This is a genomic window from Sedimentibacter sp. zth1 (assembly GCF_017352195.1).
In the GTDB taxonomy this organism is placed as follows: Bacteria; Bacillota; Clostridia; order Tissierellales; family Sedimentibacteraceae; genus UBA1535.
This window is the reverse complement of sequence record NZ_CP071445.1, coordinates 1,008,650-1,033,281: the sequence shown is the minus strand read 5'-3', so window position 1 is coordinate 1,033,281 and position 24,632 is coordinate 1,008,650. Positions and strand designations below refer to the sequence as shown.

Sequence of the window (24,632 nt, the reverse complement as noted above, 5' to 3'; positions counted from 1 at the left end):
TAGTATTGACATAAAAAAAAACATATGTTATTATGTTATTTCAATATATTATACATAATGGTGGTAATATGCCTTATAATATAACGGAAGAAAAGAAACAACAAATTATTGATTCAAATGATATAGTGGATGTTATAGAAGAGTTCATACCTCTTAAGAAAAATGGGACAAATTATACAGCTTGTTGTCCATTTCATAAAGAGAAGACACCTTCTTTTGTTGTGTCAAAAGAAAAACAAATATATCATTGCTTTGGCTGTGGCGAAAGTGGAGATTCTATTAAATTTCTTATGGAATATAGTAATCTTACTTTTATTGAAGCAATAGAAAATTTAGCCAAAAGAGCTAATATAACATTAGAAGAAGTAAATTATTCTAAAGAGGTATTAGAAAGAAATAAATTAGATAATAGATTATATCAAATAAATAAGGATGCAGCTTATTATTTTTATAATAATTTGCTAAGAAATAAAATACCGCTTAATTATTTAAATAAAAGAGATGTTAATGAAAATATAATAAAAAAGTTTGGTATTGGGTATACTGTCAATCAATGGGATAGTCTGATTAATCATTTGGTAAATAAAGGTTATTCGAAATCTGATATTGCTAAAACGGGACTAATTATTAGAAGTGAAAAAACTAATAATTATTATGATAGATTTAGAAACAGGGTTATGTTTCCTATTGTTGATGTAAGACAGAGAGTTATAGGTTTTGGTGGAAGAATTATGGATAATTCGTCACCAAAATATTTAAATTCTCCAGATAGCGCGATATTTAGTAAAGGATATAATTTGTACGGATTAAATATTGCAAAAGAACATGTAAAAGATAAATATTTTTATTTAGTAGAAGGTTACATGGATGTAATAAAGATGCATGCTTATGGCTTTGATACTGCTATTGCTGCACTTGGTACGGCTTTTACACAAAACCAAATTAACCTTTTAAAAAGATATTCTCATAAATTTTATATTTGTTTTGATTCAGATAGTGCAGGACTTAAGGCATCTTTAAAAGCAATAAATATGTTTAAGCGTAATAACCTAGAAGCTAAAGTTATTATTGTTAAAGGAGCAAAAGATCCTGATGAATTTTTAAATAAATATGGAAAAACTAAATTTGAAATGTTAGCATCTAGTGCATTAGACTACTATCGATTTTTAAATTTTTACTATAAAAATGAATTTAATTCATCTAATAAAATGGATTATATTAATAAATTTATGGAAAATTTAGTTAATGTAAATAGTGATATAGAAAAAGAATTAACTATAGAAAAATTATCTTTGGATGTAGGGGTTTCTAAAGAATCATTGATGAATGAATATAGAAAAAAATATAATAATAAAAGTAATAATTTTTCTAGTGTTAAGAACAATAAAGTTATACCAAAAGCATTAACTATAAATAAGAGTAGTATTAATACATCTCACGAGGAAGAGTTAATAAAACTTATTTTAAAAAATGATGATTTAGCCTTGACATTGGATGAAATCATAAAGGATGCTGATTTTTCTAAGTATGCTTATTTAGATATTTTTAGAAAAATTTATCAGGCCAAACTAACTGGTATTAAGATAACTAAAGATTTTTTTAAAGAAATAAATACAGAAACAGTAAATTTAGACAATGTATTTAAGGATATAGAAATAACAGAAGATAATTTGAATTCTCTATTTAACGACTGTTACAAAAGACTAAAAATACGATATTTAGTACGATTACAAAGTAATAAAAATATTCAATTAACTAAAATTAATGACTATGCATTGCAAAAAAGTGAGATGAAAGAAATATCTAGATTAGCTAAAAAGATAAAGTCATTAAAAGAGGAGGTTAGTTAACCTGTGAGAGAGAACGATGCTATGAATGAAATTAACGATAAAACAAATGAAAAATTAAGTATTGAATGTACAATGAAAATTGAGGGTATAAGAAATAAACTTATTGAAAAAGGTAAGAAAAATGGTTTCATTTCTTATAAAGAGGTTGTAAAGGCTTTTGAAAAATTAGAAATAAATCCTGAATTTATTGATGACTTTTACAAATATTTCGAAGAAAATGGTATTGAGATATTAGGATTACAAGATGATATTTTTGAAAAAATCGATGATGATGCAGACCAAGATGTAGAGGTTAATGTAAAAGTAAAGGACCATCCTGATACATTTAAAACTCAGACAGATGAAGATATTCTAAAGGGCATTAATATTGATGATCCGGTTAGAATGTATCTTAAAGAAATAGGAAAAGTTCCTTTGCTTTCTGGTACAGAGGAAATTATTTTAGCAAAGCGTATGATAGATGGTGATGATGAGGCTAGGAAAAGACTAGCTGAAGCAAATCTTCGTTTGGTTGTTAGTATTGCTAAAAGATATGTTGGTAGAGGAATGTTATTTTTGGATTTAATTCAAGAAGGAAACTTAGGCTTAATCAAAGCTGTTGAAAAGTTTGATTATACAAAAGGTTTTAAATTTAGTACTTATGCAACATGGTGGATTAGGCAAGCTATTACTAGAGCTATTGCAGACCAAGCTAGAACCATTAGAATACCTGTTCATATGGTAGAAACAATAAATAAATTGATAAGAATTAAGAGACAACTTCTTCAAGAGTTAGGTAGAGATGCTACTCCTGAAGAAATAGCTTTAGAAATGGAAATGGAACCTGAAAAGGTAAGAGAAATATTAAAAATAGCTCAGGAGCCAGTATCATTAGAAACACCGATAGGTGAAGAAGAAGACAGCCATTTAGGCGATTTTATTCGTGATGAGGTTGTCCAAACACCAGCAGATGCGGCTACTTTTGCGCTTTTAAAAGATCAATTATCATCTGTATTGCATACTCTTACAGATAGAGAACAAAAAGTTTTAAGATTAAGATTCGGCTTAGATGATGGTAGAGCTAGAACTTTAGAGGAAGTTGGCAAAGAATTTGAAGTTACTCGTGAAAGAATACGACAAATTGAAGCAAAAGCTTTAAGAAAACTTAGACATCCAAGCAGAAGTAAGAAATTAAAAGATTATCTAGAGTAAAATTAGAATGCCAAATTTGTATTTGGCATTTTTTTAAATTTTTAAAATAGAAGAGGTTTTATGAATAGATTAAATGCGATTGTATCGCTTATTGATAGGTGTGAGGTGGTTGCAGATATTGGTACTGACCATGGTTATGTAGCCGAGATGTTATTGAATAATGATATTTGCAATAAAGTTATTGCTTCAGATATAAATGAAGGACCTTTAAATAGTGCTATAAATCATTTGACGCAAGTAGAATTAGATGATAGGACTGACTTTAGACTTGGCTCAGGCATGACTATTTTAAATGAAGGTGAGGCAAATGTTTCAGTTATTGCTGGAATGGGAGGAGACCTGATTTCAAAAATAGTTGACGATTCACTTGATATTGCCAAGTCATTAGACTATTTGATAATTCAGCCGATGACTAATATAGATACTATTAGAAAGTATTTATATGACAATGGATTTAGCATAGATGAAGAAATAATTGTAAAAGAATATCATTTTTATTACTTTATACTTAAGGTAATAAAAAAACAGGAAATAATAGAGGACGAAATATACTATACAGTAAGTAAATATTTATTTGACAACAAGAATTTATTGCTTCTAGAATACTTAAAAAAAATGTATAAAACAAATAATATAATATTAAAAAATCTATGTAACTCAAAAAAAAGTGATGTAACTAAAAAAATTGAAGAAGTTAATAATAGGAATTTTAGAATAGAATGGATGATTAATCAATATGAATGTTAAGGATGTAGAAAACTATTTAAATAATGAATTAATGTTACAGGAGCAAGAAAAGTGGGATAATAGTGGATTGCAAATTGGAAATTATAATCAAAGTGTTAGTGGTATACTATTAACGTTAGATATAACCGAAGAATGCGTAGATAAATGTATAGAATCAAATTGTAATTTAATTATTTCTCATCACCCATTGATATTTACATCATTAAAAAATATTGACGTATCAACATGCAATGGAAGGATAATTCAAAAGCTTCTCAAATACGATATAAGTGCATATAGTATGCATACGTCGCTTGATCTAGCATTAAATGGTGTAAATGAAAGTTTAGCAGATGCATTAGGTTTAAAAAGAACTTCTAATTTAATTGATATAAATAAAAATTGTGCCAATAAAATAGGCTATGGTGGAATAGCGAAAATTGAAAGTATTAATATTATAGAATATGCTGAAATTGTAAAAGAAAAATTAATGTGTAAAAATGTTGAACTTTATTGCAATAATGTTGAGAAAAAAATTTCAACTATTGCATTTTGTGGTGGAAGTGGAGCTAATTTTATACAAAATGCAATTTTGAATAACGCTGATGTGTATATTACAGGTGATATAAAATATCATGATGCGCAATTTGCACTAAATAATAATTTAGCTATAATTGATGCAGGACATTATAATACTGAGAGAGTTGTATTAGATAAACTGTATGAAATATTATTTAAAAAAATTAAAAATATACAAGTATATGATAAAAATTTCGTTAATAAAGTAATTTTATGATAAAGTAGTTGACAAGACTCATATTATCATGTAGAATATAACGTAGAGTAAATCGTACAATCGCAGGCTGAAAGGCGTGAGGAAAGTCCGGGCTCCAAAGGGCATAGGTGCCGGCTAACGACCGGTGAGGGTGACCTCAAGGATAGTGCAACAGAAATATACCGCCTTTTATAAGGTAAGGATGGAAAGGTGAGGTAAGAGCTCACCAGCAATTAGGTAACTAATTGGCTATGTAAACCCCACCTGGAGCAAGACCAAAATAGGATTTAGAGTGGCTGCCCGTCACAATCCGGTAGGTAGGTTGCTAGAGCTTATTGGTAACAATAAGCGTAGAAAGATGATTGTTTAGTACAGAACCCGGCTTATGGACTTACTCTACTAAAATATAAAGCAAAAGTATATTTAGTTTAATATTAAATATACTTTTTTTATTTGTGTATTTATAATTCATATGTTTTATGGTAATATAATAGCATCAATATAAAATACGGAGGCAAGTATGATATTATTAGAAGAACTGAAAAATAGTTTAAATGAAGAAAATATAGCGGAAATGAAGAAGTTAGAAATGCCCTTTGAATGGTTATTAAGAGAATGTAACGAAATGGTTGAGGAACAAAAAATAGTAAATTATAATATAAATGATATTGTAAAAGAAGTTATAAATGAGTATATGGGACAATTGATATTTAGAGAAAACAGAAAATACGATTTAGATCGTGAATAATAAAATATAAGATAAAAGCAATTGCAAAAGCAGTTGCTTTTTTTATATACAGGAAAGTTCTATTTCTAAGATGATTAGATTTATTAGGTTGTTATATATTTAATTTATTTTTTTGTCATATGGTTTTTAAATCGTAATAATATATTATAGGACACTAAAATTTTTACTAAGGAGGCGATAAAATGATAAACAAGGTGTCAAAGTTCGTAAACAACAATATTAGAAATATATTGTTATCTCAAGAAAAAACCATATTAGATGCAATATATGAGGTTAGAATTCGAGTCAATTATCCAGTATACATAAAGACAAAAAAAGGAGATTTTTTTTTAGATATAAAAGAGAAGTCTAAAATAATAGTTGATGGGTTCTATAAACTTAAGAAAATTGATATTTCGTCAACTGTTGCATTGCTAACTTCCAATTCATTGCACGCATTTGAAAAAGAAATTGAAAAGGGTTACATAACAATCGAAGGTGGACATAGAGTAGGCTTAAGTGGTGATTGTATATATGAAAAAAATGAATTTAGAGGATTTAAAAGCATAACATCTGTAAATATAAGAATTGCAAAGGATTATGTAAATTGTTCTAATAAAATTTTCAAATATATAATAAAGGATAGTAATAGCATTTATAACACTCTCATAGCTGGTCCTCCACTTTGTGGTAAAACAACATGCATTAGAGATTTGGCAAGAACAATTAGCAATGGTAGTAGCAATCCTTACTTTGGTGGATGTGATGTTACTGTAATTGATGAAAGAGGAGAAATAGCAGCTGTGTATAATGGTATTCCTCAGGTTGATATAGGATGTCGTACTGATGTATTATCCTATTGTATGAAAAAGGAGGGGTTCATAATGAGTATTAGAGCTCTATCACCGCGTGTTATTATTTCAGATGAATTAGGATCTACTGAAGATTACAAAATTATACAGTATGCATTAAAAAGTGGTGTAAATATTATAACAACAGCACATTGTAATGATTTAAGTGACTTATATAAAAATTTATACATAAAAAAAATAATAGAAGTTGGTTTCATAGAAAGAATTATAATTCTAGACAATAAAAATCCTGTTACTATAAAACAGGTCTACGATAATATAACAAATAAGGTGATAAGTTATGGTAATTATTAAAATATGTATATTTGGATTTATAGTAGTTTCTGTTAAAATTATGTTTATTCTTTTTTTTCAAGAGGAAGATATAAAACTTTATAAAATGAAGGAAACTATTAATTTTGTTGATTATCTTAGAATTTATTCTTGCACTATGAAAATGTCGTTAAATGATATATTGGAAAAATATAATTTTAAGTATACCAATGTCAAAAGAGTATTTAAACATTTGCTCTTAGAACTGCAAAATGAAGAAAAAAGTATAGACAATTTATATGAGTACGAAGACTACATCAAAAAAGAATTAAATTCTCCAAAGGAGTTTAACGAAATAATAACACAAATTAGCGAATACTATGGTGTATCATTATCGGACGTGCTAAACAAGAAGCTTTTGTATACAAAAAATGAGCTAGAAAAATTTTTAAAAGGTTATGAAAATACATATAAAGAAAGAAAAAGTTTATTAAACAAGCTATCATTGTTGGTTGGATGTTTAATAGCAATAGTATTATTGTAGGGGTGTATTATGAGTATAGATGTAATTTTTAAAGTAGGCGCTATAGGTATAATTATAGCAATATTTACAATTATTTTATCAAAAACAGGTAGAGAAGAGCAAGCAATGTTTGTTACAATTGCAGGTGTTATTGTTGTTATGGCAATAATTTTAAGTATGCTTAATGAATTATTCAATGAGGTAAAGGCAATTTTTAACATATACTAACAATGTAGAAGGGGATAAATTTATGATATTAGCAAAGATAATTTTTATTGCATTGATTTGCGTGGTATTAAGTATAGTTGTATCGAAAATTAATCCAGAATTTAAATTGTATTTTACTTTACTATTTGCAATTGTATCCATCCTATTAATATTTTATGAGCTAAAGGATCAAATTCAATCTTTAATAAACACATTTTTAAATTATAATATTAATATTGCAAATTTTAGTATACTCATAAAAATAGTTGCAATAGCATATATATGCGATTTTATTGCTCTAATTTGCAAGGACCTTGATTATGAATCTATAGGAAAAAAAATAGAAATGTCAGGTAAGCTTATTATTTTAGTATATTCCTTTAATGTAATAATACAATTTATAGATGAAGTAATTATATTGGTAAACAGGTGATGAAATGAAGATATTAAAATACTTAGGTTTAATTATAATTTGTCTAACAATTGGTGTTAACGTGAATATTGCGTATGCAAGTGCAAATGATATATTAAATGATGCGTTAGATGATGTAGATACTAATGAATTGGATAATTATTTAAAAGATAATAGTGATTATTTTAACGAAAAAAACATAAATATTAAAGATTTAGTTAAATTAACTATTAACGGTGATTTGAAAATAAATATATTAGACTATTTAAAGTATCAGTTTTCTAAAGAAGTAGGATTCTTTAAAGAAGTTTTGTTAACGACAATTAATATTTTGATAGTATGTATTGTTTTAACAATAATTAATTATTTCACTGAAGATATTGGAAAAGATAGTGTATCACAGCTTGTTGTGTTTTTTTCAATTTTAATAGTTTTTATCTTAGCAACAAAAGACATAAATTTTATTAAGGATACTTTAAAGGAAGAATACATAAAATTTGACAACATAACTAGAAATGTAAATGGATTTTTCTTAGCTTCAATGGTAACACTTGGGAAAATAGGACTCCTTCAGTTTTTCCAAAGCTATTCGAACTATATAATTGGTATAACAACACGATTTGTTTACAATTTTACTGATATTATGACTATTGTGTTAATTGTAATTGTTCTCATAAATAATATTAGTAAGTTGGTAAATGCTAAGCTTTTGTATAAATTTTTAAAAAAGTTCACCTTAACAATTTTTGTATTATATATTTTTATTGTTGTAATAAATTTTTCGGTACAAGGATATATATTATATAAAACAGATAATATTTTTATTAACTCAATAAAATCATTATCACCATCATCGGCACCTGTTATAGGAAATGCAGTAAATAATTTTTTTGGTTTATTTGTAAAAAGCTTGCTACTAATAAAGGATATAGTAGGATTTATAATAATTTTATTTATATATTCAACTTTTGGAAGCTCTATTATAAAGCTATTTATAGTTTTTATTTTGTATAGAGCTACTGCAGCTGTATCAGAGCCGTTTAATACTAATATATCAAATCTTTTACAGGAGTTATCGGATATAATGTACATATATTTTGTATGTTTAATGACACCAATAATAATAATAACAATATATTATTCAATTACAATAAATTTTTTAAATAACATTTTTGGGTAAAAAATATGAAAGAAACTATTATTAATATTTTGATTTTTGTTCTGTTTTTTAATTTAATAATGATTATTTTTCCGGAAGGAAAAACACAAAAATACTGTAAACTTGTCATAAAACTGTTTCTATTTATATACATATTAAATAGCATAGTTTTAAAAGGTGCAGTATCTTTAGATGATATTATAAATATTAATGTGTTAAGTGATGAAGCGTCACAGTACACAAGAGAATTTAATCTTAATGAATCTAATGAAAAATTCATTGAGCTTATAAATAATGATTTATATAACGGAAGGGAGGTTATACAAAATATAAAGGTTGATTTTACGGTTGATATGCAATTAACTGTGAATGTTTATTTAAACAAATCATTGAGTGTCAATGAAGAAGAATATCTTAAATTAAATATTGCGAAAATTTTTAACATTAATAGTGAAAATGTTAAAATCACATTTTAGAAAAATAGGGGGTAGGAATATGTTTAAAAAATGTGGAGAATTTTTAAACATATTAAAAACAAACAAGAAACTATTTTATACATTCAGCTTATTTGTTGTTTTAATAATTTTGTTGATTGTTTTAAAGATTGATACATTTAAAACACCAAATATTTCTAGTATAAAAACTGATAGTGAAAGCGATAGCAAAGCTAATAATAAAGGTGAGTATGACAATTATACACAAACCTTGGAGAGCAAGTTAGAAGATATAATTCTAGAAATTGAAGGGATAAATACGGTAAAGGCAATGGTTTATACAAAGCGTTCTTGTATGCTAGAACCAATTTATGATGAGACAATAAATGTTGAGACAAATACCGACACTAATTCTAATGGCACAAAAAATGAGATGAATAGAAACAATACTCAAAAGCAAGTGAAATTAGATAGTGATGATGAAGCATTAGAAAAGTATTATGAATATCCTGAAATAACTGGAGTTCTTATTGTAGTCAATTATTCAGGAGATGATAATATATATAATATTTTAATGAATTCTGTAAAAGTGTTGCTAGATGTTGAACTAAACAATATAGAAATCATAGTTAGTAATAAAAAGGGAGGAAATTAAATGAAATTCAAAAAAGAGACATTTGTATTTTTAACTTCACTAGTATTAATATTTATTATTGGATATATAAATATAGTATTATCAAATAAGGAAGCTTATGAAGAACCTACATTTGATGAAAAAGCACTTGAACAAAAGCAGGCAGAATTTGTATCAGATTTCAATGACGTAAGTGATACATCAGACCTAACATCTGATGATACATCAAAAATGGGTACTGAAATTGCAGCTGTTAGCTCAACTGATGAGGTTGATATTAGCTTCGAAAATTTTAAAATTAGTAAATCTAAAAATAATCTTGAAATAGTTGACCAACTTGAAAAAAATATATCCAATAATTTATTATCAGCAGAAACAATTAAAAAATTTGAAGAATTATTGATAGTAAAAAATGGTCAAATACAAATGGAAAGCAATATAGAAATAATGTTAAAATCAAAAGGATATAATAATGTTGTAGTTGTTGTAACAAATAAATCAGTAAAAGTTATAACCAATAAGGACATTGAGAAGGCAGATGCTACTAAAATACTTAATGTAGTAATGAGTGAGACAGAATTCGCACCAACACAAATTAAAATTGTAAAATATGATAATAATTAATTGTAAAATTACAAACTCTCTGCTATAATCATAAAAGGAGGTGCTAATATGTCCGAAAATAAAGAAATTTTAGAAAATGGAATAGTAAAAATATCAGATGACGTTGTTACAATAATAGCTGGAATTGCGACTATGGAGGTAGACGGAGTACATAGTATGCATACTGGAATAGTAGAAGGTTTTTCTAACTTATTTACTAAAAATAATTACTCTAAAGGTGTAAAAGTAGAAATTAATGAAAATAACGTAGTTTTAGATATTTTTATAATTGTTACTTATGGATGTAAAATTAATAAAGTAGCAGCAGAGATTCAAAAGAATGTTAAAAAAGAAATTGAAACAATGACTGATTTGAATGTAACAGTAGTAAACATTCATGTTCAAAATATTATAACTGAAAAAACAGAAAAAATAGAGAAAACAGAAAAAATAGAAAAATAAGATGAGAAATTATTGTTAAATTTTTTCTCGGAGGCAATATGAACAGAAAATTAACAAGAGAAGAAGCTGTAAAAGTACTTTATACAATGGATATTAGGAATTCATATGATATGCAAATATGTGAAGACTATATTGAACATTGTGGAAACATAGAATTAGATGATGATGATTTAGAATTTAAGTCATTTAATAGTAGACAAATTGATATGGAGTATTTAAATAAAACAGTAAGTGATATTATAAATAATTTAGAAAATATAGATTCAATAATAGCAGATAATTCTAAGGGCTGGAAATTGAATAGAATAGCAAAGGTGGATCTTGCAATATTAAGAGTTGCAGTAGCAGAAATCGTATACAATCCACTTATACCAGAGAGCGTATCAATTAATGAAGCAGTTGAATTAAGCAAGAAATATTCTATAGACGAATCACATAAATTTATTAATGGAGTATTAGGTTCAGTATATAGAGGCTTGATGCAATGAAAAAATATGTGTTAGGTATTGATACTAGTGCTTACACTACATCAATTGCATTAGTTGATTATAATGGCAATGTGATATGCAATCTAAAAAAGAATTTAGAAGTTCTTGATGGACAAAAGGGTCTTAGACAAGAAACAGCGGTATTTATGCATTTAAATAACTTACCTAACTTAATAAATAAAATAAATATAGATTTTAATGAAATAGGCATAATATCTGTGAGTGCGTTTCCAAGAACTACGAAAGACTCATATATGCCTGTTTTTGTTGTTGGAAAGAATTTTGCTAAAACAATAGCTAAATCAGTTGATGCGGAATATATTCAATATTCTCATCAGGAAAATCATATTTCTGCTGCAATTTTAGATACGTATAAAAGCTATAATTATTCTAATAAAGATATTATAGCTATTCACATATCTGGTGGAACATCGGAGTTTTTAATTTCAAGAAAATCAAATAGAGGATTTACTACAGAGATAGTTGGTGGCTCAAAAGATATAACCTTTGGACAGCTAATTGATAGAATTGGAGTATATTTGAATTTTAAATTTCCAAGTGGTCAATCAATGCAAAATTTTTTATTAGATAATAATACTGATGTAGATGGTATAAAAATTATTAAGCCTAAAATCTCAGGTGAAAAATATATAAACTTATCCGGTGTGGAAAATTATTATAAGAAGTTTATAGATGAAAATAAATATAGTAAGGAAATAATAATATATTCCTTATTTAATTATATTGGCGAATGTATTGTGAGTATTTTAAGAAACATATTAAATGATATCAATGTTGATAGAATAATTATTTCAGGTGGAGTTTCAGCTAATATGTATATACGAAAATTATTAATTGACGAGTTTAAAAATAGTTATGATATTATATTTCCGAAAAGCGAGTTGTCCGCAGATAACTCTTTAGGTAATGCAATGTTACCGTTGATAGATAGGTGGTACAATGAAGATAAAACCAATTAAAGTCTCATTATTGAATCAATATGTAAAAAAGATTATAAAAAGTAACAGTATTTTTTACAATCTTTATATTGAAGGTGAAATATCAAACATTCGAATTAGCAAAACTGGATATACCTATTTTACACTTAGTGATTCTGAGTCAAGTGTAAGTTGTGTTTGCTTTTACCAAGATAGAACAGTTATAGATGGTGATAAGGTTATAGTAAATGGTGAATTAACTGTATATGAAGCTAAGGGAACATATCAAATAGTTGTAAAGAATATAGAAAAAATTGGACTTGGTAATATTTTCAAAGAATTAGAGATATTAAAGAAAAGATTAGAAAAACAAGGATTATTTGAAAAAAACAAGGAAATTCCATTATTGCCATCAAAAATTGGTGTAATTACATCCAAAAGTGGTGCTGCACTTCAAGATATTTTGAGAACATTTAATGCTGTAAATGGTGGATTTGACGTATCAATATACAATTCACTTGTACAGGGAGATGCAGCAAAACGAACAATAGTTGAAGGTATTTCGTATTTTAATAATGAAAAAAATGTTGATGTTATATTGTTATCAAGAGGTGGAGGAAGCTTTAAAGATTTAAATGTATTCAATGAAGTGAGTATAGCTGAAAAAATATATATGTCTAAAATACCTATTGTTACAGGAATTGGGCATGATACAGATGTTACACTTGCAGATTATGTTGCAGATGTACACTGCCATACGCCAACAGCCGCAGCAGAATTTGTTATACGTGGCTATAAAAATATAGGTATACAATTAGAAGCACTATATAGACAATTAGTTGATAAAACTAATAATGAATTGAAACAATTTGAAGCTAGCATAAATACATATAAATTTATGCTAAGAAGTTATAATCCAGATAATTGTATTAATAGATTAATCAATGAGTGTGATATGTTAAAAAATATTTTAGAAACTAATATGAGAATAGAGTTTAACAACAGAAATAATGAGTTAAGGCTAAAGTATGAAAAACTTATCAGCTATGATTATAGAACACAGTTGAATAATGGATATTCATTAGTATTTGATAATCAAAATAATTTGATAAATGATAAGACAATGGTTGAAAATAATCAAAGTATAAATATTCTATTTGATAAATTTAGTATTGAAGCTAAAATCATTGATATAAAAGAGGTATAGTATGGTAGATAAAAGTGAAAATTATGAAAGTTTTGAGCAAGCAATGGATGTTCTAAAAAGTACTGTTCAAAATTTAGAAAAAGGTAGTTCAGTAAAATTAGATAATTTAATACAAAATTATGAAAAAGGTATCAATGCATACAATTATTGTATAAATAAATTAGAACAAACAAAAAAACAAATAAATATTATAAATAATAATGAAATAATATAAAATATTTTAATTTTTATTTGATATTTATTTATATTTATGCTAGTATATATATATGGATATATATCACTTTATACTGATAATAGTCGAAAAAGCGTAATAGACATAAAATGGATGTTGCATAAATATGTACTAAGACTTTAAATAGATTGTTCGTTGGTGTAAAAATCATCGATATTTGATATATATTAATAAAATGGGTATTTAGCATTTTAAAGATTTAAAGAATGAAAAAGTGAGACAAGTTGTAGAGTATGAATTAAAAATTTAAAATTATTTTCAAAATAATTTATATACTAAAAAACTATATGTATTGACGCTAAGGAGAAAAAATGAAAAAGTATACAAGACAATCAAAAATATTAGAATTAATTTCAAAAATGGAAATAGAAACACAGGAAGAGTTAGCAGAAGGCTTAAAAAATATGGATATAGATGTAACACAAGCCACTATTTCTAGAGATATTAAAGAACTTAGATTAGTAAAAACAATGTCTAAGAGTGGAAAACATAAATATACAACAATTGGACAAAGTCAAGAGGGAATAACAGATAGATTAAATAAAATATTTGAAAATTCAGTTGTTTCTATAGATAGTGCAATGAATATTGTAGTGATAAAAACTATACCTGGTGCTGCACAAATATGTGCTTCAGCTATAGACAATATGTGTTTAGAAAATATAGCAGGTTCATTAGCTGGAGATGACACTCTTTTTGTTGCTATCAAGAATCTTGAAGCAGTAGATGAAATTTTGGATGAATTTAGAAGAATTATAAGATAATAGCAAGGTGATAATATGTTGTTGAATTTAAATATAAAAAATTTAGCTGTTTTTGAAGATATATCAATTAGTTTTGATAATGGTTTTAATGTTATAACAGGTGAAACTGGTGCGGGTAAATCTATATTAATAGATGCATTATTTTTGCTTATTGGGTATCGTGCTAGTAAAGAGCTTATTAGAAATGGAAACAAAAAAGCATATATTAGTGCTGCATTTGATATTACAGACAATTTAAATGTTCTTGATTATTTAAACCAGAATAATATATTAATTGAAGAAGATGACTATTTGATAATATCTAGAGAAATATTGAATAGTGGGAAAAGTATAAATAAAATCAATAATAATATTGTTTCAATAAGTATTTTAAAAGAGCTTGGTGTATTCCTTTTAGATATATATGGACAATTTGAGCAACAATATATTTATAAAAAAGAAAACCATATAGTACTTTTAGATAATCTTGCATCTGGTGAATTAGCCAATGAATTAAGTGAATATGAAAGTTTGTATAAAGAATATAGGCATAAATTGTTGAAAGTACGGGAAATAGAAGATAAGCTTATTAATAAAGATAGTAAGATAGAGCAATATACATACGAAATCAATGAAATAGAAGAAGCCATACTCAAAGAGGATGAAGAAGATAATTTAATTAGGGAATTAAAAAAAATATCTAATATCAAAGAAATTAAAACTAACTTATATGAAATAGAGGGAAATTTAACACAAAATGATTCTTCGGCTATCAATATAATTAATCATTCATATAGTTTGCTGACTAAAATTAGCAATTTTGATGATCATATAAATGAGTATTTGCAAAAATTAGATATTATTATAGATGAGCTGCAAGATTTGACTTTTAATATAATAAATTATTCAGAATCATTAGACATTGATGAAGAAAAATTAGATGAAATAGATAAAAGAATTTCATTAATAAATAGATTGAAAAGAAAATACGGATTTAGTATAATTAAAATTTTTGAATATAAAGATGAGTTAAAAAAAGAGTATACAATACTTTTAGAAGCAGATAATAAATTATCGAAACTTAATAAAGAATTAGAAATTATAAAATCTAAGCTAGCAGAAAAAGCGAGTATAATTACAAAAGCTAGGCAAAAAATAGCTGAATATATAGAGAAAAATATTGTTAAAGAGCTAGATGATTTGAATATGAAAAATGCAAAATTTAAAGTTAATATTATTACAAAAAGTGATTTTTCCATAAATGGAGTTGACGATATTGAATTTTTGATGTGTACTAATTCAGGAAGTAATTTCAATTCTATACAAAAAATAGTATCTGGAGGAGAAGCTTCAAGAATTATGTTAGCTTTTAAAAAATTAGGTAGTGATAATTTATATAAATCAACCTTAATATTTGATGAAATTGATACGGGTATTAGTGGAAAAACTGCACAAATGGCAGGTAATAAGATGAAGTTTATTTCAAAAAATACACAGGTTATTTGCATAACACATTCACCACAAATTGCATCAATCTCTGAAACTCACTTTATGATAGAAAAAAATAATGTATTAGATAAAACAGTTAGCCATATCAAAAAATTACATAATGATGAAAAGATTAATGAGGTAGCAAGACTATTGAGTGGAATGAATATAACTGTTAAATCATTGAACAATGCAAAAGAATTAATAGAAGAAAGCAACAAATAAATATAAATCATAATAGAATAAATTTAAACTAAATGGAGAAATTAAGATTAAAACTTAAGGAGCTAATAAATGAAACATTGCAAAATAAAAGTTTTATTCTTAATTTCAATAATAGCTATATTTGTTTTCTCTATATACGTTGTAGAAAATAATTTAATTATTTCCTATAAATACTATAATCCTTTTATTCAAGATGAGCAAGTAAGTACAAAAACAAAATATGTGATACCTGGTGGACAGACAATTGGAGTTGAATTGAAAACTAAAGGAATTCTAGTTGTTGGTTTAGCTGATGTTGTAAACGATAACAAAATAACAACATCTCCAGCTAATGATGCAGGTATAAGAATAGGTGATAAAATAATCGCAGTTGACTCTATACCTATTGCTACAACAAATGATTTTGTTTTTTATGTTGCAAAACAAGGAATAAAAGAGTATAATTTAGAAATAGAAAGAAATGGTAATAGAATACAAATTTTACTAATGCCAGTTAAGAGGTATGATTCAAATGATATAATATTTGGTTTCTGGGCAAGAGACAATATAGCCGGAATTGGCGCAATAACATATATAGATCCTGAGACTAATTCCTATAGTGCGGTCGCTCATGGTATAACTGATGCAGATACAGGTGATTTGATCGATATTGATTTTGGTGCTATTTCAAAAGCATCTATAACTAATATTAAAACAGGCAAAAAAGGTAATCCTGGAGAAATAGTAGGGTTTATCTTAAGAGATGAAGGTAAACTTGGAGATGTAAAACAAAACACATGTTATGGTATAAAAGGTACATTAAATGAAAAGGGTATGAATTATTTTACTAACGATTTGATAGAAGTTGGTGATAGAGATGAAATTCAGCCTGGACCTGCCAAAATTTTATCTAATATTGATGATAAAATAAAAGAATATGACATAGAAATTGTAAAATTATATTATCAAGGTAGACCTAGTGACAAAAGCTTAGTGATAAAAATTGTAGATACAGAATTATTATCATTGACAAATGGTATAATTCAAGGAATGAGTGGATGTCCTATTATTCAAAATGGTAAGCTTGTAGGTGCAGTTACACATGTATTTGTGAATGATCCAACTAGAGGATATGGTGTGTACATTGAGTGGTTAATTGATGAAAAAACTCAAAACAAATCCAATTTGTAGAATATTTTAAAGGAATTTTTATCAATTTAGCGTATATTATAATGTAAAGGGTATTAATTGAAATTACATTGTAAAAGAATATAAATATTTATGTTAATAAGTATTTTATATAAAGATAAATATGGTTTAAACCATAATAAGGGGGATCTATATGAAAGAAAAGGTAAAAATTGTTATTGCGGATGATAATAAAGAGTTTAGAGGTGTATTAAAAGATTTTTTATTATCAAAAAATGTTTTTGATATTTTAGCAATGGCTGACGATGGTATAAAAGCTATTGAGGCAGTTGAAAAGTATGAGCCTGATGTTCTTATACTTGATATAATTATGCCTCATCTTGATGGTTTAGGTGTTTTGGAAAAAATGCATAAAAGTAATTTAAGCAAATTTCCAAAAGTTATTATCTTATCTGCTGTCGGACATGATAAAATCACTCAAAGAGCAATTAATATGGGAGTTGATTATTACATAATAAAACCATTTAATTTTGATTCATTTGCTGAAAGGTTATTACAAATATCTGGTTACGAGACATCAAAAGTACAAATTCGAAACAAAGAAATAATATACAATGAAAATGCTCAAAAAGAATTGAGTCTTGAAGCAAAGATAACCGATATATTACATGAAGTTGGTGTTCCAGCTCACATAAAAGGTTATCAATATCTTAGAACTGCGATTATAGATGTTGTAAATAATGTAGAATTATTAGGTGCAATAACTAAAGAATTATATCCAAGTATAGCTATAAAATATTCAACCACTGCAAGTAGAGTTGAAAGAGCAATTAGACATGCTATTGAAGTTGCTTGTAATAGAGGCAAAATTGAAACAATTAATAATATATTCGGATATACAATTCATAATAATAAAGGTAAACCAACAAATAGCGAGTTTATTGCTATGATTTCAGATAAATTAAGGCTAGAACAAAAAGTATCGTAGATTAACATCATGAGGAGGAACAAAATGAATAAAGAAATTACTGTTAATAGTGAAAAAGTATTTGAAGGAAAAATTATAAATGTAAGGATTGATACAGTCGAGGTTCCTAATAAAAAATATGCTAAAAGAGAAATTGTTGAGCACAAGGGTGCTGTTGGTATAGTAGCAATGGATAATGATGAGTTAATTTTAGTAAAACAATATAGGAAAGCTGTTGAAGACTTTTTATATGAGATACCTGCCGGAAAGTTAGAACTTAATGAAGAACCATTGGCTGCTGCAAATAGAGAACTTATAGAAGAAACAGGGTTTTGTCCAAATAAATTAGAAAAATTAACAGAATTTTATACTTCTCCTGGATTTAGCAATGAAAAAATATATCTATATAAAGCGACAGAATTGAAAGAAGTTGGATCAAATCCTGATGAGGATGAATTTATAGAAATTGTTCGAATCAAATTTGATGAAGCTTTAAATTTAGTTAAGCAAAATAAAATTAAGGATGCTAAAACGATTATAGCAATTCTTTATGTATTAAATGTTTAATATAAGTTATTTATCCTTCAGAGTTAGCATATATTTTATTAATAATGCTAATCTGGAGGAATTTTTTTATGATAAAAACAAATAAGAACTCTAAACACGAGCAAAATAAGCAATTACTGTTTTTGACATTTGTTTTATTGTTATCGCTTATTTTATCTGCTTTTATATTCTTCTATGTTGGACAAGAAGAATTGGTAAAAATTAGTTATAACAGTATTCAAAGATATACATTTTTACGAATGTTTTTAGAAATATTCAAAAGAAATATAATTTATTTTGTAGTTATAACAATATTTGCGTTTTTGGGTAAGGATAAATTCGTTTACTTTGCATTTGTAATTTTTAGTTTATACTTTGGTTTATCAATGATTTATATAACAAAAGTATTTTCCGAAGATAAATTATACTTATTATTAAACATTCCGGATTATTTACTTTATTTTCCCTTAGTGTTTTATTTTACTCATATATGCATTTTAATTGCTAAATACATAAAAAAAATAAAAAAAGTAGAGACTAAACGAAATAAACTTGATATAATAATTATAGAGTTTATGAAAATAGCGGTTATATTTTTGTTAATAGTGGGTATATATTCTTGTGTATATAGTTGTTATATCTACTTTATTTTAAATTAAGTAGTTTTTAATAATAAAATAAATTAAATGTAGGTGAATTATGGACAATGTTATTGAAAATTATAAAAAAAGATTAGAAGATAAAAAATTAAGTGTAAATACTATCAACTCTTATATTTATGATATTAATTGCTTTATAAGTTATCTAAAAAATGAATATAAAGAATTATTTTATAATGTTAAAAAGACACATGTTTTAACATTTTTAGTAGACCTTCAAAAAAACGGAAAGAGTTCTTCAACCATTTCTAGAAATATAAGTTCACTAAAAAGTTTTTATGAATATTTGAGAGAAGAAAAATTAATTAGTGACAATCCAATACAAAATATACATAGTCCAAAACACATACGAAAATTACCGCTTATTTTAGAAGAAAAAGAAATTATGAAGTTGCTAAGTTTGCCAGATATAAATACTTTTAAAGGAAGTAGAGATTCTGCAATATTAGAACTATTGTATTCATCAGGCATAAAAGTATCGGAGCTGATTAATATTAAAATACAGGATATTGTTCCCTATGCTTCGATTATACATATCAATGGCAAAATTCAAAGAATTGTTCCTGTAGGAAAATTAGCATTGAAAGCAATTAGTAATTATTTATCGGATTTTAGAAATAATAAATCTAAGAGTGATTGTGAATTTTTATTTATAAATAATAGTGGAGAAGCATTAACTCGACAAGGAGTATGGAAAATACTTAAATTTTATGAAAATAAGTTAGAGCTAAACAAAGAATTATCCCCACAAATTTTGAGAAATTCTTTTGCTGTTCATTTACTTAATCACGGAGCTGATGTATTGTCTGTTAAAGAATTAATGGGGCATAAAAATTTGACAGCAATGCAAAACTACATGCAAGTTACAGATTTAAAATCATTACAAACATATAAAAATACACATCCGAGAGCTTGAAAGGAGATAACAAATGATTAATAGGGTTATATTGATAGTATTAGATAGCGTTGGGATAGGAGAACTACCAGATGCTAATTTATTTAAAGATGAGGGAAGCAATACAGTTAAAAATATATATAAAGCTGTAAAAAACTTTGAATTACCGAATTTGGATAAAATGGGATTATTAGATATTGAAGGATTAGAAGATTTAAAAAAATCCAATATAAAATATTTATCATCTCATGGTAGATCATTGGAAAAATCAATGGGAAAAGATACAACAACAGGTCATTGGGAAATGAGTGGTATTATATTACCAAATGCATTTCCAACATATCCAAATGGATTTGATGATGAAATTATTAAAGAATTTGAAAAAAGAACAAAGAGACATGTTATAGGGAATTGTGTAGCATCTGGAACAGAAATTATACAAAGACTTGGTGATGAACATGTTAAGAGTGGAGATTTAATTGTTTATACATCTGCTGATAGTGTATTTCAAATTGCAGCACATGAAGAAATAGTTCCTTTAGAAGAATTATATGAAGCATGCAAAATAGCAAGAGAACTATTGCAAGGTGAACGCGGAGTAGGTAGAGTTATAGCTAGACCTTTTATAGGTAAATCAGGTGATTATAAACGTACAGAAAATAGAAGAGACTTCTCATTGATTCCAATAAAAGATACTATGCTTGATTTTATATCAAAATCAGGCAAAGAAGTATATGCTATAGGAAAGATAGAAGATATATTTGTTAATAAGGGAATAACTAAAGCTTCACACACTAAAAACAATTTTGAAGGTATAGAAGCTACCATACAAGCTATAAATGAAGATACAGAAGGTCTAATATTTACAAATCTTGTTGATTTTGATATGCTTTACGGTCATAGAAATAATGTAGAAGGATATGCAGAAGCATTGCAATATTTTGATGGAAAGCTTGAAGAAATAAAAATTGCATTAAAACCTTCAGATGTTTTAATTATAACTGCTGACCATGGATGTGATCCTACAACTCCAAGCACAGATCATTCAAGAGAGTATATTCCAATCATAGTTTATGGAGAAAGCATTAAAGAAAATAATAATTTTGGTACTTTAGATACTTTTTCTTGTATAGGAAAAACTATTTTAGACATACTCAATATTGAAAATGATATTGATGGGTACAGCATAAAAGATAAAATTTTGAAATAATTAAATTATGGAGGAAAATATGAAATATGCTGATTATTTATCTTGGGATGAATATTTTATGGGATTGGCGATTCTCTCTTCTAAGAGAAGTAAGGACAGTACTACTCAGGTTGGAGCATGCATAGTAAATTCAGATAACAAAATTCTATCTGTTGGATATAATGGCATGCCAACAGGATGTGATGACGCTGTTATGCCTTGGGATAGAGAAGGAAGTCCTCTTGAAACAAAATACTTATATGTATGTCATGCAGAATTAAATGCAATATTAAACAATGATAGTGGTTCGTTAAAAGGTACAAAATTATATACAACATTATTTCCGTGTAATGAATGCGCAAAAGCTATAATTCAAAGTGGTATCATAGAAATTGTATATTTATCAGATAAATACTCTGAAACTGATTCTGTCATAGCATCAAAAAAAATGTTTGATATGGTTAATTTGAAATATACTAAGTATAAAATGAGCGAGAAAAATATAGAATTTATACTTTAAAAATTTGTAACAAATACAAATATGAATTAAGTTAAGATAATTGTATATTTAACTTTAATATGGATATTCTACTCATAAAAGGAGGTCTTTTAATGAGGAAAATATCCATATTTTTATTAATTACGTTATTATTAAATTCAATAGTAGCTTTTGCTGACAACGATGATAGCTTAACATTATCTTCAAAATCTGTAGTGTTACTGAGTGCAGATGATGGTCAAATCTTATACGAGAAAAATTGTAATGATAAGCTTTCCCCAGCGAGTATAACAAAAATAATGTTACTTATACTTACTAGTGAAAAATTACATTCGGGCGACATAAAGTTCACAGATGAAACTACTATTACAAAGCACGCATCTAGTATGGGTGGCAGTCAAGTTTTTCTTGAAGAAAATGAAGTACAAACAGTTGAAAGCTTATTAAAAGCTATATGCATAAGAAGTGCAAATGATGCATCTGTAGCTATGGCAGAGTTGCTTTTTGGCTCAGAAGAAGCTTGCGTGAATATGATGAATGAAAAGGCAATTGAATTGAATATGAAAAATACACAGTTTATGAACGTTACAGGTTTGCCTTGCGAAAATCATTATTCTAGCGCTTATGATATAGCACTAATGTCAATGGAACTTTTAAAATATGATTATGCCAATAAATACATGCTTACATGGATGGATAGCATAATGGTAGGCAAAAATAAAGATATAGAACAAGTTTTGGTTAATACAAATAGATTAATAAATAACTATAATGGGTTATTAGGACTAAAAACAGGTTATACACATGAAGCTAAATATTGTTTATCAGCTGCTGCATTGAGAAAGGGTACAAAGCTTATAGCTGTTGTTTTAGGTTGTGATGATACAAAAGTTAGATTTCAAGAGGCTGCAAAACTTCTAAATCATGGCTTCGCTAATTATAAAAACTTATTATTTTATGAAAAGGAACAGCCTATAACGCAAGCTTGTGTTGAATGCTCAACAAAAGAAAATATAAATATCATTTGCAAAGAAAATATTAGCTTGTTGACAACAAGTAATTGCAAAATTGAAGATTATAGTATAGAATATAAAATAAATGAACATTTAAAAGCGCCATTAGACTATCTTACGCCTATTGGTAAACTTACCGTATCAAAGGATGGTAAAGTTCTAAAAGAATTTGATTTGTATCCAGAAGGTGAAATTCCCAAACAACCATTTTTTGAATTTTATATTAGAAATATTATTAAAAAATTAATTAATTAACGAGAGGTAAAAAATTCTTTTATGGAGTATTCAATAAATTTATCAACATTTCAAGGACCATTTGATTTATTGTTTTATCTAATTGAAAAACGCGAGGTTGATATATACGATATACCTATATCTGAAATTACTGAACAATATCTAGCATATTTAGATGAAATGAAGCAATTAAATTTAAATATCACAAGTGAATTTATATTAATGGCAGCAACATTGATAGAAATTAAATCTAAAATGCTATTGCCAATAAAGGAAAAAGAATGCGAAGATCCAAGACTAGAACTTGTAAACCAATTGCTTGAATACAAGATATGCAAATATGCATCTGAAAGGTTAAAAGAATTTGAAAATAATACTAACTTTTACTATACAAAGCCTAAAGAAGAAATAGAAGTTGAAGATTTAAATCATAGAGAGCAATTTTCTATTAATGAAGTAAATGTATATGAATTATACAATGTTTTTATTAAGCTTTTGAAGGAAAAGGATATACAAATAGTTGAAAACACTTCTAAAATCAATAAAATATATCGAGACAGTTTTAGTGTAAAAGATTGTGTAGATAGTATTTTAGTTAAGCTTAAAGCAAAACCATTCGTATCTGTTTTTGCCTTGTTTAAAGAAAATACTAATAGATTAAACACCAAAGAATATGTTGTTTCAATTTTTTTAGCGGTACTTGAGCTTTCTAAAATGAAAGGAATAAAAATTATGCAAAATGACAACTTTAGCGATATTCATATTCTTTCTGAAAATTAAATGATTTAATATTTAAAGTGGGGAACATGATGAAAAATGAAAAAATAAAAAGTATTATAGAAAGTTTACTATTTGTATGGGGAGAACCATTAAAGCTAAGTGAAATTTCTAATATACTGAACATGAAACATACTGAAACAATACAAGTATTAACTGAAATGGTTGAAGAATATAATAAAGATGAAAAAAGAGGATTGCTTCTACGACAATTTGGAGACACTTATCAGCTAACAACAAAATCAGAAAACTATGAATATATAAATCTTTTAATGCAGGAGTCGACAACAACAAAGTCGTTGTCGACTGCTGCTCTTGAAACGCTTTCTATAGTTGCATATAAGCAACCCGTAACAAGAGTTGAAATTGATATTATCAGAGGTGTTAAAAGTTCTAATATTGTAAAAGGTTTGATGGAAAAAGGTTTAGTAAAAGAAGTAGGTAAGCTTGATAAACCAGGCAAGCCAACATTATTTGGTACAACCGCTGAGTTTTTAAAGCATTTTGGATTAAAAACTATCGAAGAACTTCCAAAAATAGAAATTGAAGAGGATGGAGACAAAAAAGCAATATAGAC

Annotated in this window: 30 protein-coding genes and 1 other RNA gene; all 31 read left to right on the top strand. The window is 26.6% G+C overall.

Annotated features, from left to right (window positions below):
• The first annotated feature begins 68 nt into the window (after positions 1-68).
• The 31 genes from dnaG to scpB all read left to right on the top strand — a co-directional run bounded on the left by dnaG (position 69) and on the right by scpB (position 24,630).
• Positions 69-1,850 carry a DNA primase gene (gene dnaG, locus JYG23_RS05115; RefSeq protein WP_207237473.1) on the top strand — a complete coding sequence of 594 codons (1,782 nt, stop codon included), beginning with the start codon at positions 69-71 and terminating at the stop codon, positions 1,848-1,850.
• A 72-nt stretch (positions 1,851-1,922) separates the two neighbouring features.
• Positions 1,923-3,041 carry an RNA polymerase sigma factor RpoD gene (rpoD, locus tag JYG23_RS05110; protein WP_242631668.1) on the top strand — a complete coding sequence of 373 codons (1,119 nt, stop codon included), beginning with the start codon at positions 1,923-1,925 and terminating at the stop codon, positions 3,039-3,041.
• Between the two features lie 60 nt (positions 3,042-3,101).
• The gene (locus JYG23_RS05105) at positions 3,102-3,788 is read left to right on the top strand and encodes a class I SAM-dependent methyltransferase (RefSeq protein ID WP_207237472.1); all 687 of its coding nucleotides are present in this window, start codon (positions 3,102-3,104) and stop codon (positions 3,786-3,788) included.
• Positions 3,778-4,563, top strand: coding sequence for a Nif3-like dinuclear metal center hexameric protein (locus tag JYG23_RS05100; protein WP_207237471.1), 786 nt, complete (start codon positions 3,778-3,780; stop codon positions 4,561-4,563). The genes JYG23_RS05105 and JYG23_RS05100 overlap by 11 nt, the downstream gene beginning before the upstream one ends.
• Before the next feature lie 44 nt (positions 4,564-4,607).
• Positions 4,608-4,944, top strand: an RNA gene (rnpB, locus tag JYG23_RS05095) — RNase P RNA component class A.
• 118 nt (positions 4,945-5,062) lie between these two features.
• Positions 5,063-5,290 carry a hypothetical protein gene (locus JYG23_RS05090; RefSeq protein WP_207237470.1) on the top strand — a complete coding sequence of 76 codons (228 nt, stop codon included), beginning with the start codon at positions 5,063-5,065 and terminating at the stop codon, positions 5,288-5,290.
• A gap of 182 nt (positions 5,291-5,472) precedes the next feature.
• The gene (spoIIIAA, locus tag JYG23_RS05085; RefSeq protein ID WP_207237469.1) at positions 5,473-6,435 is read left to right on the top strand and encodes a stage III sporulation protein AA; all 963 of its coding nucleotides are present in this window, start codon (positions 5,473-5,475) and stop codon (positions 6,433-6,435) included.
• A complete protein-coding gene (locus tag JYG23_RS05080) occupies positions 6,422-6,937 on the top strand; it encodes a hypothetical protein (protein ID WP_207237468.1) in 516 nt (171 codons plus the stop codon). The genes spoIIIAA and JYG23_RS05080 overlap by 14 nt, the downstream gene beginning before the upstream one ends.
• Positions 6,938-6,946: 9 nt before the next feature.
• Positions 6,947-7,144, top strand: a complete 198-nt coding sequence (gene spoIIIAC / locus JYG23_RS05075; protein ID WP_207237467.1) for a stage III sporulation protein AC — start codon at positions 6,947-6,949, stop codon at positions 7,142-7,144.
• A 22-nt stretch (positions 7,145-7,166) separates the two neighbouring features.
• Positions 7,167-7,556: a SpoIIIAC/SpoIIIAD family protein gene (locus tag JYG23_RS05070; protein ID WP_207237466.1), complete on the top strand. Its 390-nt coding sequence runs from the start codon at positions 7,167-7,169 to the stop codon at positions 7,554-7,556.
• 4 nt (positions 7,557-7,560) lie between these two features.
• The gene (locus JYG23_RS05065; protein ID WP_207237465.1) at positions 7,561-8,715 is read left to right on the top strand and encodes a hypothetical protein; all 1,155 of its coding nucleotides are present in this window, start codon (positions 7,561-7,563) and stop codon (positions 8,713-8,715) included.
• A gap of 5 nt (positions 8,716-8,720) precedes the next feature.
• Positions 8,721-9,170 (top strand): stage III sporulation protein AF, encoded by a 450-nt coding sequence (locus tag JYG23_RS05060; protein ID WP_207237464.1) that lies wholly within the window; start codon positions 8,721-8,723, stop codon positions 9,168-9,170.
• A gap of 19 nt (positions 9,171-9,189) precedes the next feature.
• The gene (locus JYG23_RS05055) at positions 9,190-9,783 is read left to right on the top strand and encodes a hypothetical protein (RefSeq protein ID WP_207237463.1); all 594 of its coding nucleotides are present in this window, start codon (positions 9,190-9,192) and stop codon (positions 9,781-9,783) included.
• Positions 9,784-10,386 carry a SpoIIIAH-like family protein gene (locus JYG23_RS05050; protein WP_207237462.1) on the top strand — a complete coding sequence of 201 codons (603 nt, stop codon included), beginning with the start codon at positions 9,784-9,786 and terminating at the stop codon, positions 10,384-10,386.
• A gap of 48 nt (positions 10,387-10,434) precedes the next feature.
• Positions 10,435-10,827: an Asp23/Gls24 family envelope stress response protein gene (locus tag JYG23_RS05045; RefSeq protein ID WP_207237461.1), complete on the top strand. Its 393-nt coding sequence runs from the start codon at positions 10,435-10,437 to the stop codon at positions 10,825-10,827.
• A gap of 38 nt (positions 10,828-10,865) precedes the next feature.
• Entirely contained in the window at positions 10,866-11,315 is a 450-nt protein-coding gene (nusB, locus tag JYG23_RS05040; protein ID WP_207237460.1) for a transcription antitermination factor NusB, read from the top strand.
• Positions 11,312-12,295 carry a hypothetical protein gene (locus JYG23_RS05035; RefSeq protein ID WP_207237459.1) on the top strand — a complete coding sequence of 328 codons (984 nt, stop codon included), beginning with the start codon at positions 11,312-11,314 and terminating at the stop codon, positions 12,293-12,295. The genes nusB and JYG23_RS05035 overlap by 4 nt, the downstream gene beginning before the upstream one ends.
• Entirely contained in the window at positions 12,276-13,460 is a 1,185-nt protein-coding gene (xseA, locus tag JYG23_RS05030; protein ID WP_207237458.1) for an exodeoxyribonuclease VII large subunit, read from the top strand. The genes JYG23_RS05035 and xseA overlap by 20 nt, the downstream gene beginning before the upstream one ends.
• A 1-nt stretch (position 13,461) precedes the next feature.
• Positions 13,462-13,674, top strand: a complete 213-nt coding sequence (gene xseB, locus JYG23_RS05025; RefSeq protein ID WP_207237457.1) for an exodeoxyribonuclease VII small subunit — start codon at positions 13,462-13,464, stop codon at positions 13,672-13,674.
• Between the two features lie 329 nt (positions 13,675-14,003).
• The gene (locus JYG23_RS05020) at positions 14,004-14,456 is read left to right on the top strand and encodes an arginine repressor (RefSeq protein WP_207237456.1); all 453 of its coding nucleotides are present in this window, start codon (positions 14,004-14,006) and stop codon (positions 14,454-14,456) included.
• A 15-nt stretch (positions 14,457-14,471) separates the two neighbouring features.
• Positions 14,472-16,148, top strand: coding sequence for a DNA repair protein RecN (gene recN, locus JYG23_RS05015; RefSeq protein WP_207237455.1), 1,677 nt, complete (start codon positions 14,472-14,474; stop codon positions 16,146-16,148).
• A gap of 69 nt (positions 16,149-16,217) precedes the next feature.
• Complete coding sequence (gene spoIVB / locus JYG23_RS05010) at positions 16,218-17,318, top strand: SpoIVB peptidase (protein WP_207237454.1); 1,101 nt, start codon at positions 16,218-16,220, stop codon at positions 17,316-17,318.
• Positions 17,319-17,469: 151 nt separating this feature from the next.
• A complete protein-coding gene (gene spo0A / locus JYG23_RS05005) occupies positions 17,470-18,264 on the top strand; it encodes a sporulation transcription factor Spo0A (RefSeq protein ID WP_207237453.1) in 795 nt (264 codons plus the stop codon).
• Between the two features lie 24 nt (positions 18,265-18,288).
• Positions 18,289-18,810, top strand: coding sequence for an NUDIX hydrolase (locus JYG23_RS05000; protein WP_207237452.1), 522 nt, complete (start codon positions 18,289-18,291; stop codon positions 18,808-18,810).
• A gap of 68 nt (positions 18,811-18,878) precedes the next feature.
• Positions 18,879-19,448, top strand: a complete 570-nt coding sequence (locus JYG23_RS04995; RefSeq protein ID WP_207237451.1) for a hypothetical protein — start codon at positions 18,879-18,881, stop codon at positions 19,446-19,448.
• A 40-nt stretch (positions 19,449-19,488) separates the two neighbouring features.
• Positions 19,489-20,364 (top strand): tyrosine-type recombinase/integrase, encoded by an 876-nt coding sequence (locus tag JYG23_RS04990; protein ID WP_207237450.1) that lies wholly within the window; start codon positions 19,489-19,491, stop codon positions 20,362-20,364.
• A 13-nt stretch (positions 20,365-20,377) separates the two neighbouring features.
• Complete coding sequence (locus tag JYG23_RS04985) at positions 20,378-21,553, top strand: phosphopentomutase (protein ID WP_207237449.1); 1,176 nt, start codon at positions 20,378-20,380, stop codon at positions 21,551-21,553.
• Positions 21,554-21,572: 19 nt separating this feature from the next.
• Positions 21,573-22,052, top strand: coding sequence for a dCMP deaminase family protein (locus JYG23_RS04980; protein WP_207237448.1), 480 nt, complete (start codon positions 21,573-21,575; stop codon positions 22,050-22,052).
• Positions 22,053-22,144: 92 nt separating this feature from the next.
• Positions 22,145-23,299, top strand: a complete 1,155-nt coding sequence (locus JYG23_RS04975; protein WP_207237447.1) for a D-alanyl-D-alanine carboxypeptidase family protein — start codon at positions 22,145-22,147, stop codon at positions 23,297-23,299.
• A 21-nt stretch (positions 23,300-23,320) separates the two neighbouring features.
• Complete coding sequence (locus tag JYG23_RS04970; RefSeq protein ID WP_207237446.1) at positions 23,321-24,058, top strand: ScpA family protein; 738 nt, start codon at positions 23,321-23,323, stop codon at positions 24,056-24,058.
• A 29-nt stretch (positions 24,059-24,087) separates the two neighbouring features.
• Positions 24,088-24,630: an SMC-Scp complex subunit ScpB gene (gene scpB, locus JYG23_RS04965; RefSeq protein ID WP_242631635.1), complete on the top strand. Its 543-nt coding sequence runs from the start codon at positions 24,088-24,090 to the stop codon at positions 24,628-24,630.
• Positions 24,631-24,632: the final 2 nt, after the last annotated feature.

Excerpts from the sequence above, each read along its gene's own strand:
- dnaG (WP_207237473.1), top strand. The coding sequence starts at position 69 with ATGCCTTATAATATAACGGAAGAAAAGAAACAACAAATTATTGATTCA.
- JYG23_RS05020 (WP_207237456.1), top strand. The coding sequence starts at position 14,004 with ATGAAAAAGTATACAAGACAATCAAAAATATTAGAATTAATTTCAAAA.
- JYG23_RS04980 (WP_207237448.1), top strand. The coding sequence starts at position 21,573 with ATGAAATATGCTGATTATTTATCTTGGGATGAATATTTTATGGGATTG.
- spo0A (WP_207237453.1), top strand. The coding sequence starts at position 17,470 with ATGAAAGAAAAGGTAAAAATTGTTATTGCGGATGATAATAAAGAGTTT.
- JYG23_RS04985 (WP_207237449.1), top strand. The coding sequence starts at position 20,378 with ATGATTAATAGGGTTATATTGATAGTATTAGATAGCGTTGGGATAGGA.
- JYG23_RS04975 (WP_207237447.1), top strand. The coding sequence starts at position 22,145 with ATGAGGAAAATATCCATATTTTTATTAATTACGTTATTATTAAATTCA.
- JYG23_RS05105 (WP_207237472.1), top strand. The coding sequence starts at position 3,102 with ATGAATAGATTAAATGCGATTGTATCGCTTATTGATAGGTGTGAGGTG.
- spoIIIAA (WP_207237469.1), top strand. The coding sequence starts at position 5,473 with ATGATAAACAAGGTGTCAAAGTTCGTAAACAACAATATTAGAAATATA.
- xseA (WP_207237458.1), top strand. The coding sequence starts at position 12,276 with ATGAAGATAAAACCAATTAAAGTCTCATTATTGAATCAATATGTAAAA.
- JYG23_RS04990 (WP_207237450.1), top strand. The coding sequence starts at position 19,489 with ATGGACAATGTTATTGAAAATTATAAAAAAAGATTAGAAGATAAAAAA.
- JYG23_RS04970 (WP_207237446.1), top strand. The coding sequence starts at position 23,321 with ATGGAGTATTCAATAAATTTATCAACATTTCAAGGACCATTTGATTTA.
- JYG23_RS05055 (WP_207237463.1), top strand. The coding sequence starts at position 9,190 with ATGTTTAAAAAATGTGGAGAATTTTTAAACATATTAAAAACAAACAAG.
- recN (WP_207237455.1), top strand. The coding sequence starts at position 14,472 with ATGTTGTTGAATTTAAATATAAAAAATTTAGCTGTTTTTGAAGATATA.
- JYG23_RS05065 (WP_207237465.1), top strand. The coding sequence starts at position 7,561 with ATGAAGATATTAAAATACTTAGGTTTAATTATAATTTGTCTAACAATT.
- JYG23_RS05050 (WP_207237462.1), top strand. The coding sequence starts at position 9,784 with ATGAAATTCAAAAAAGAGACATTTGTATTTTTAACTTCACTAGTATTA.
- JYG23_RS05045 (WP_207237461.1), top strand. The coding sequence starts at position 10,435 with ATGTCCGAAAATAAAGAAATTTTAGAAAATGGAATAGTAAAAATATCA.
- JYG23_RS05000 (WP_207237452.1), top strand. The coding sequence starts at position 18,289 with ATGAATAAAGAAATTACTGTTAATAGTGAAAAAGTATTTGAAGGAAAA.
- JYG23_RS05100 (WP_207237471.1), top strand. The coding sequence starts at position 3,778 with ATGAATGTTAAGGATGTAGAAAACTATTTAAATAATGAATTAATGTTA.
- JYG23_RS04995 (WP_207237451.1), top strand. The coding sequence starts at position 18,879 with ATGATAAAAACAAATAAGAACTCTAAACACGAGCAAAATAAGCAATTA.
- spoIIIAC (WP_207237467.1), top strand. The coding sequence starts at position 6,947 with ATGAGTATAGATGTAATTTTTAAAGTAGGCGCTATAGGTATAATTATA.
- JYG23_RS05035 (WP_207237459.1), top strand. The coding sequence starts at position 11,312 with ATGAAAAAATATGTGTTAGGTATTGATACTAGTGCTTACACTACATCA.
- JYG23_RS05070 (WP_207237466.1), top strand. The coding sequence starts at position 7,167 with ATGATATTAGCAAAGATAATTTTTATTGCATTGATTTGCGTGGTATTA.
- JYG23_RS05060 (WP_207237464.1), top strand. The coding sequence starts at position 8,721 with ATGAAAGAAACTATTATTAATATTTTGATTTTTGTTCTGTTTTTTAAT.
- xseB (WP_207237457.1), top strand. The coding sequence starts at position 13,462 with ATGGTAGATAAAAGTGAAAATTATGAAAGTTTTGAGCAAGCAATGGAT.
- spoIVB (WP_207237454.1), top strand. The coding sequence starts at position 16,218 with ATGAAACATTGCAAAATAAAAGTTTTATTCTTAATTTCAATAATAGCT.
- JYG23_RS05080 (WP_207237468.1), top strand. The coding sequence starts at position 6,422 with ATGGTAATTATTAAAATATGTATATTTGGATTTATAGTAGTTTCTGTT.
- scpB (WP_242631635.1), top strand. The coding sequence starts at position 24,088 with ATGAAAAATGAAAAAATAAAAAGTATTATAGAAAGTTTACTATTTGTA.
- rpoD (WP_242631668.1), top strand. The coding sequence starts at position 1,923 with ATGAAAATTGAGGGTATAAGAAATAAACTTATTGAAAAAGGTAAGAAA.
- nusB (WP_207237460.1), top strand. The coding sequence starts at position 10,866 with ATGAACAGAAAATTAACAAGAGAAGAAGCTGTAAAAGTACTTTATACA.
- JYG23_RS05090 (WP_207237470.1), top strand. The coding sequence starts at position 5,063 with ATGATATTATTAGAAGAACTGAAAAATAGTTTAAATGAAGAAAATATA.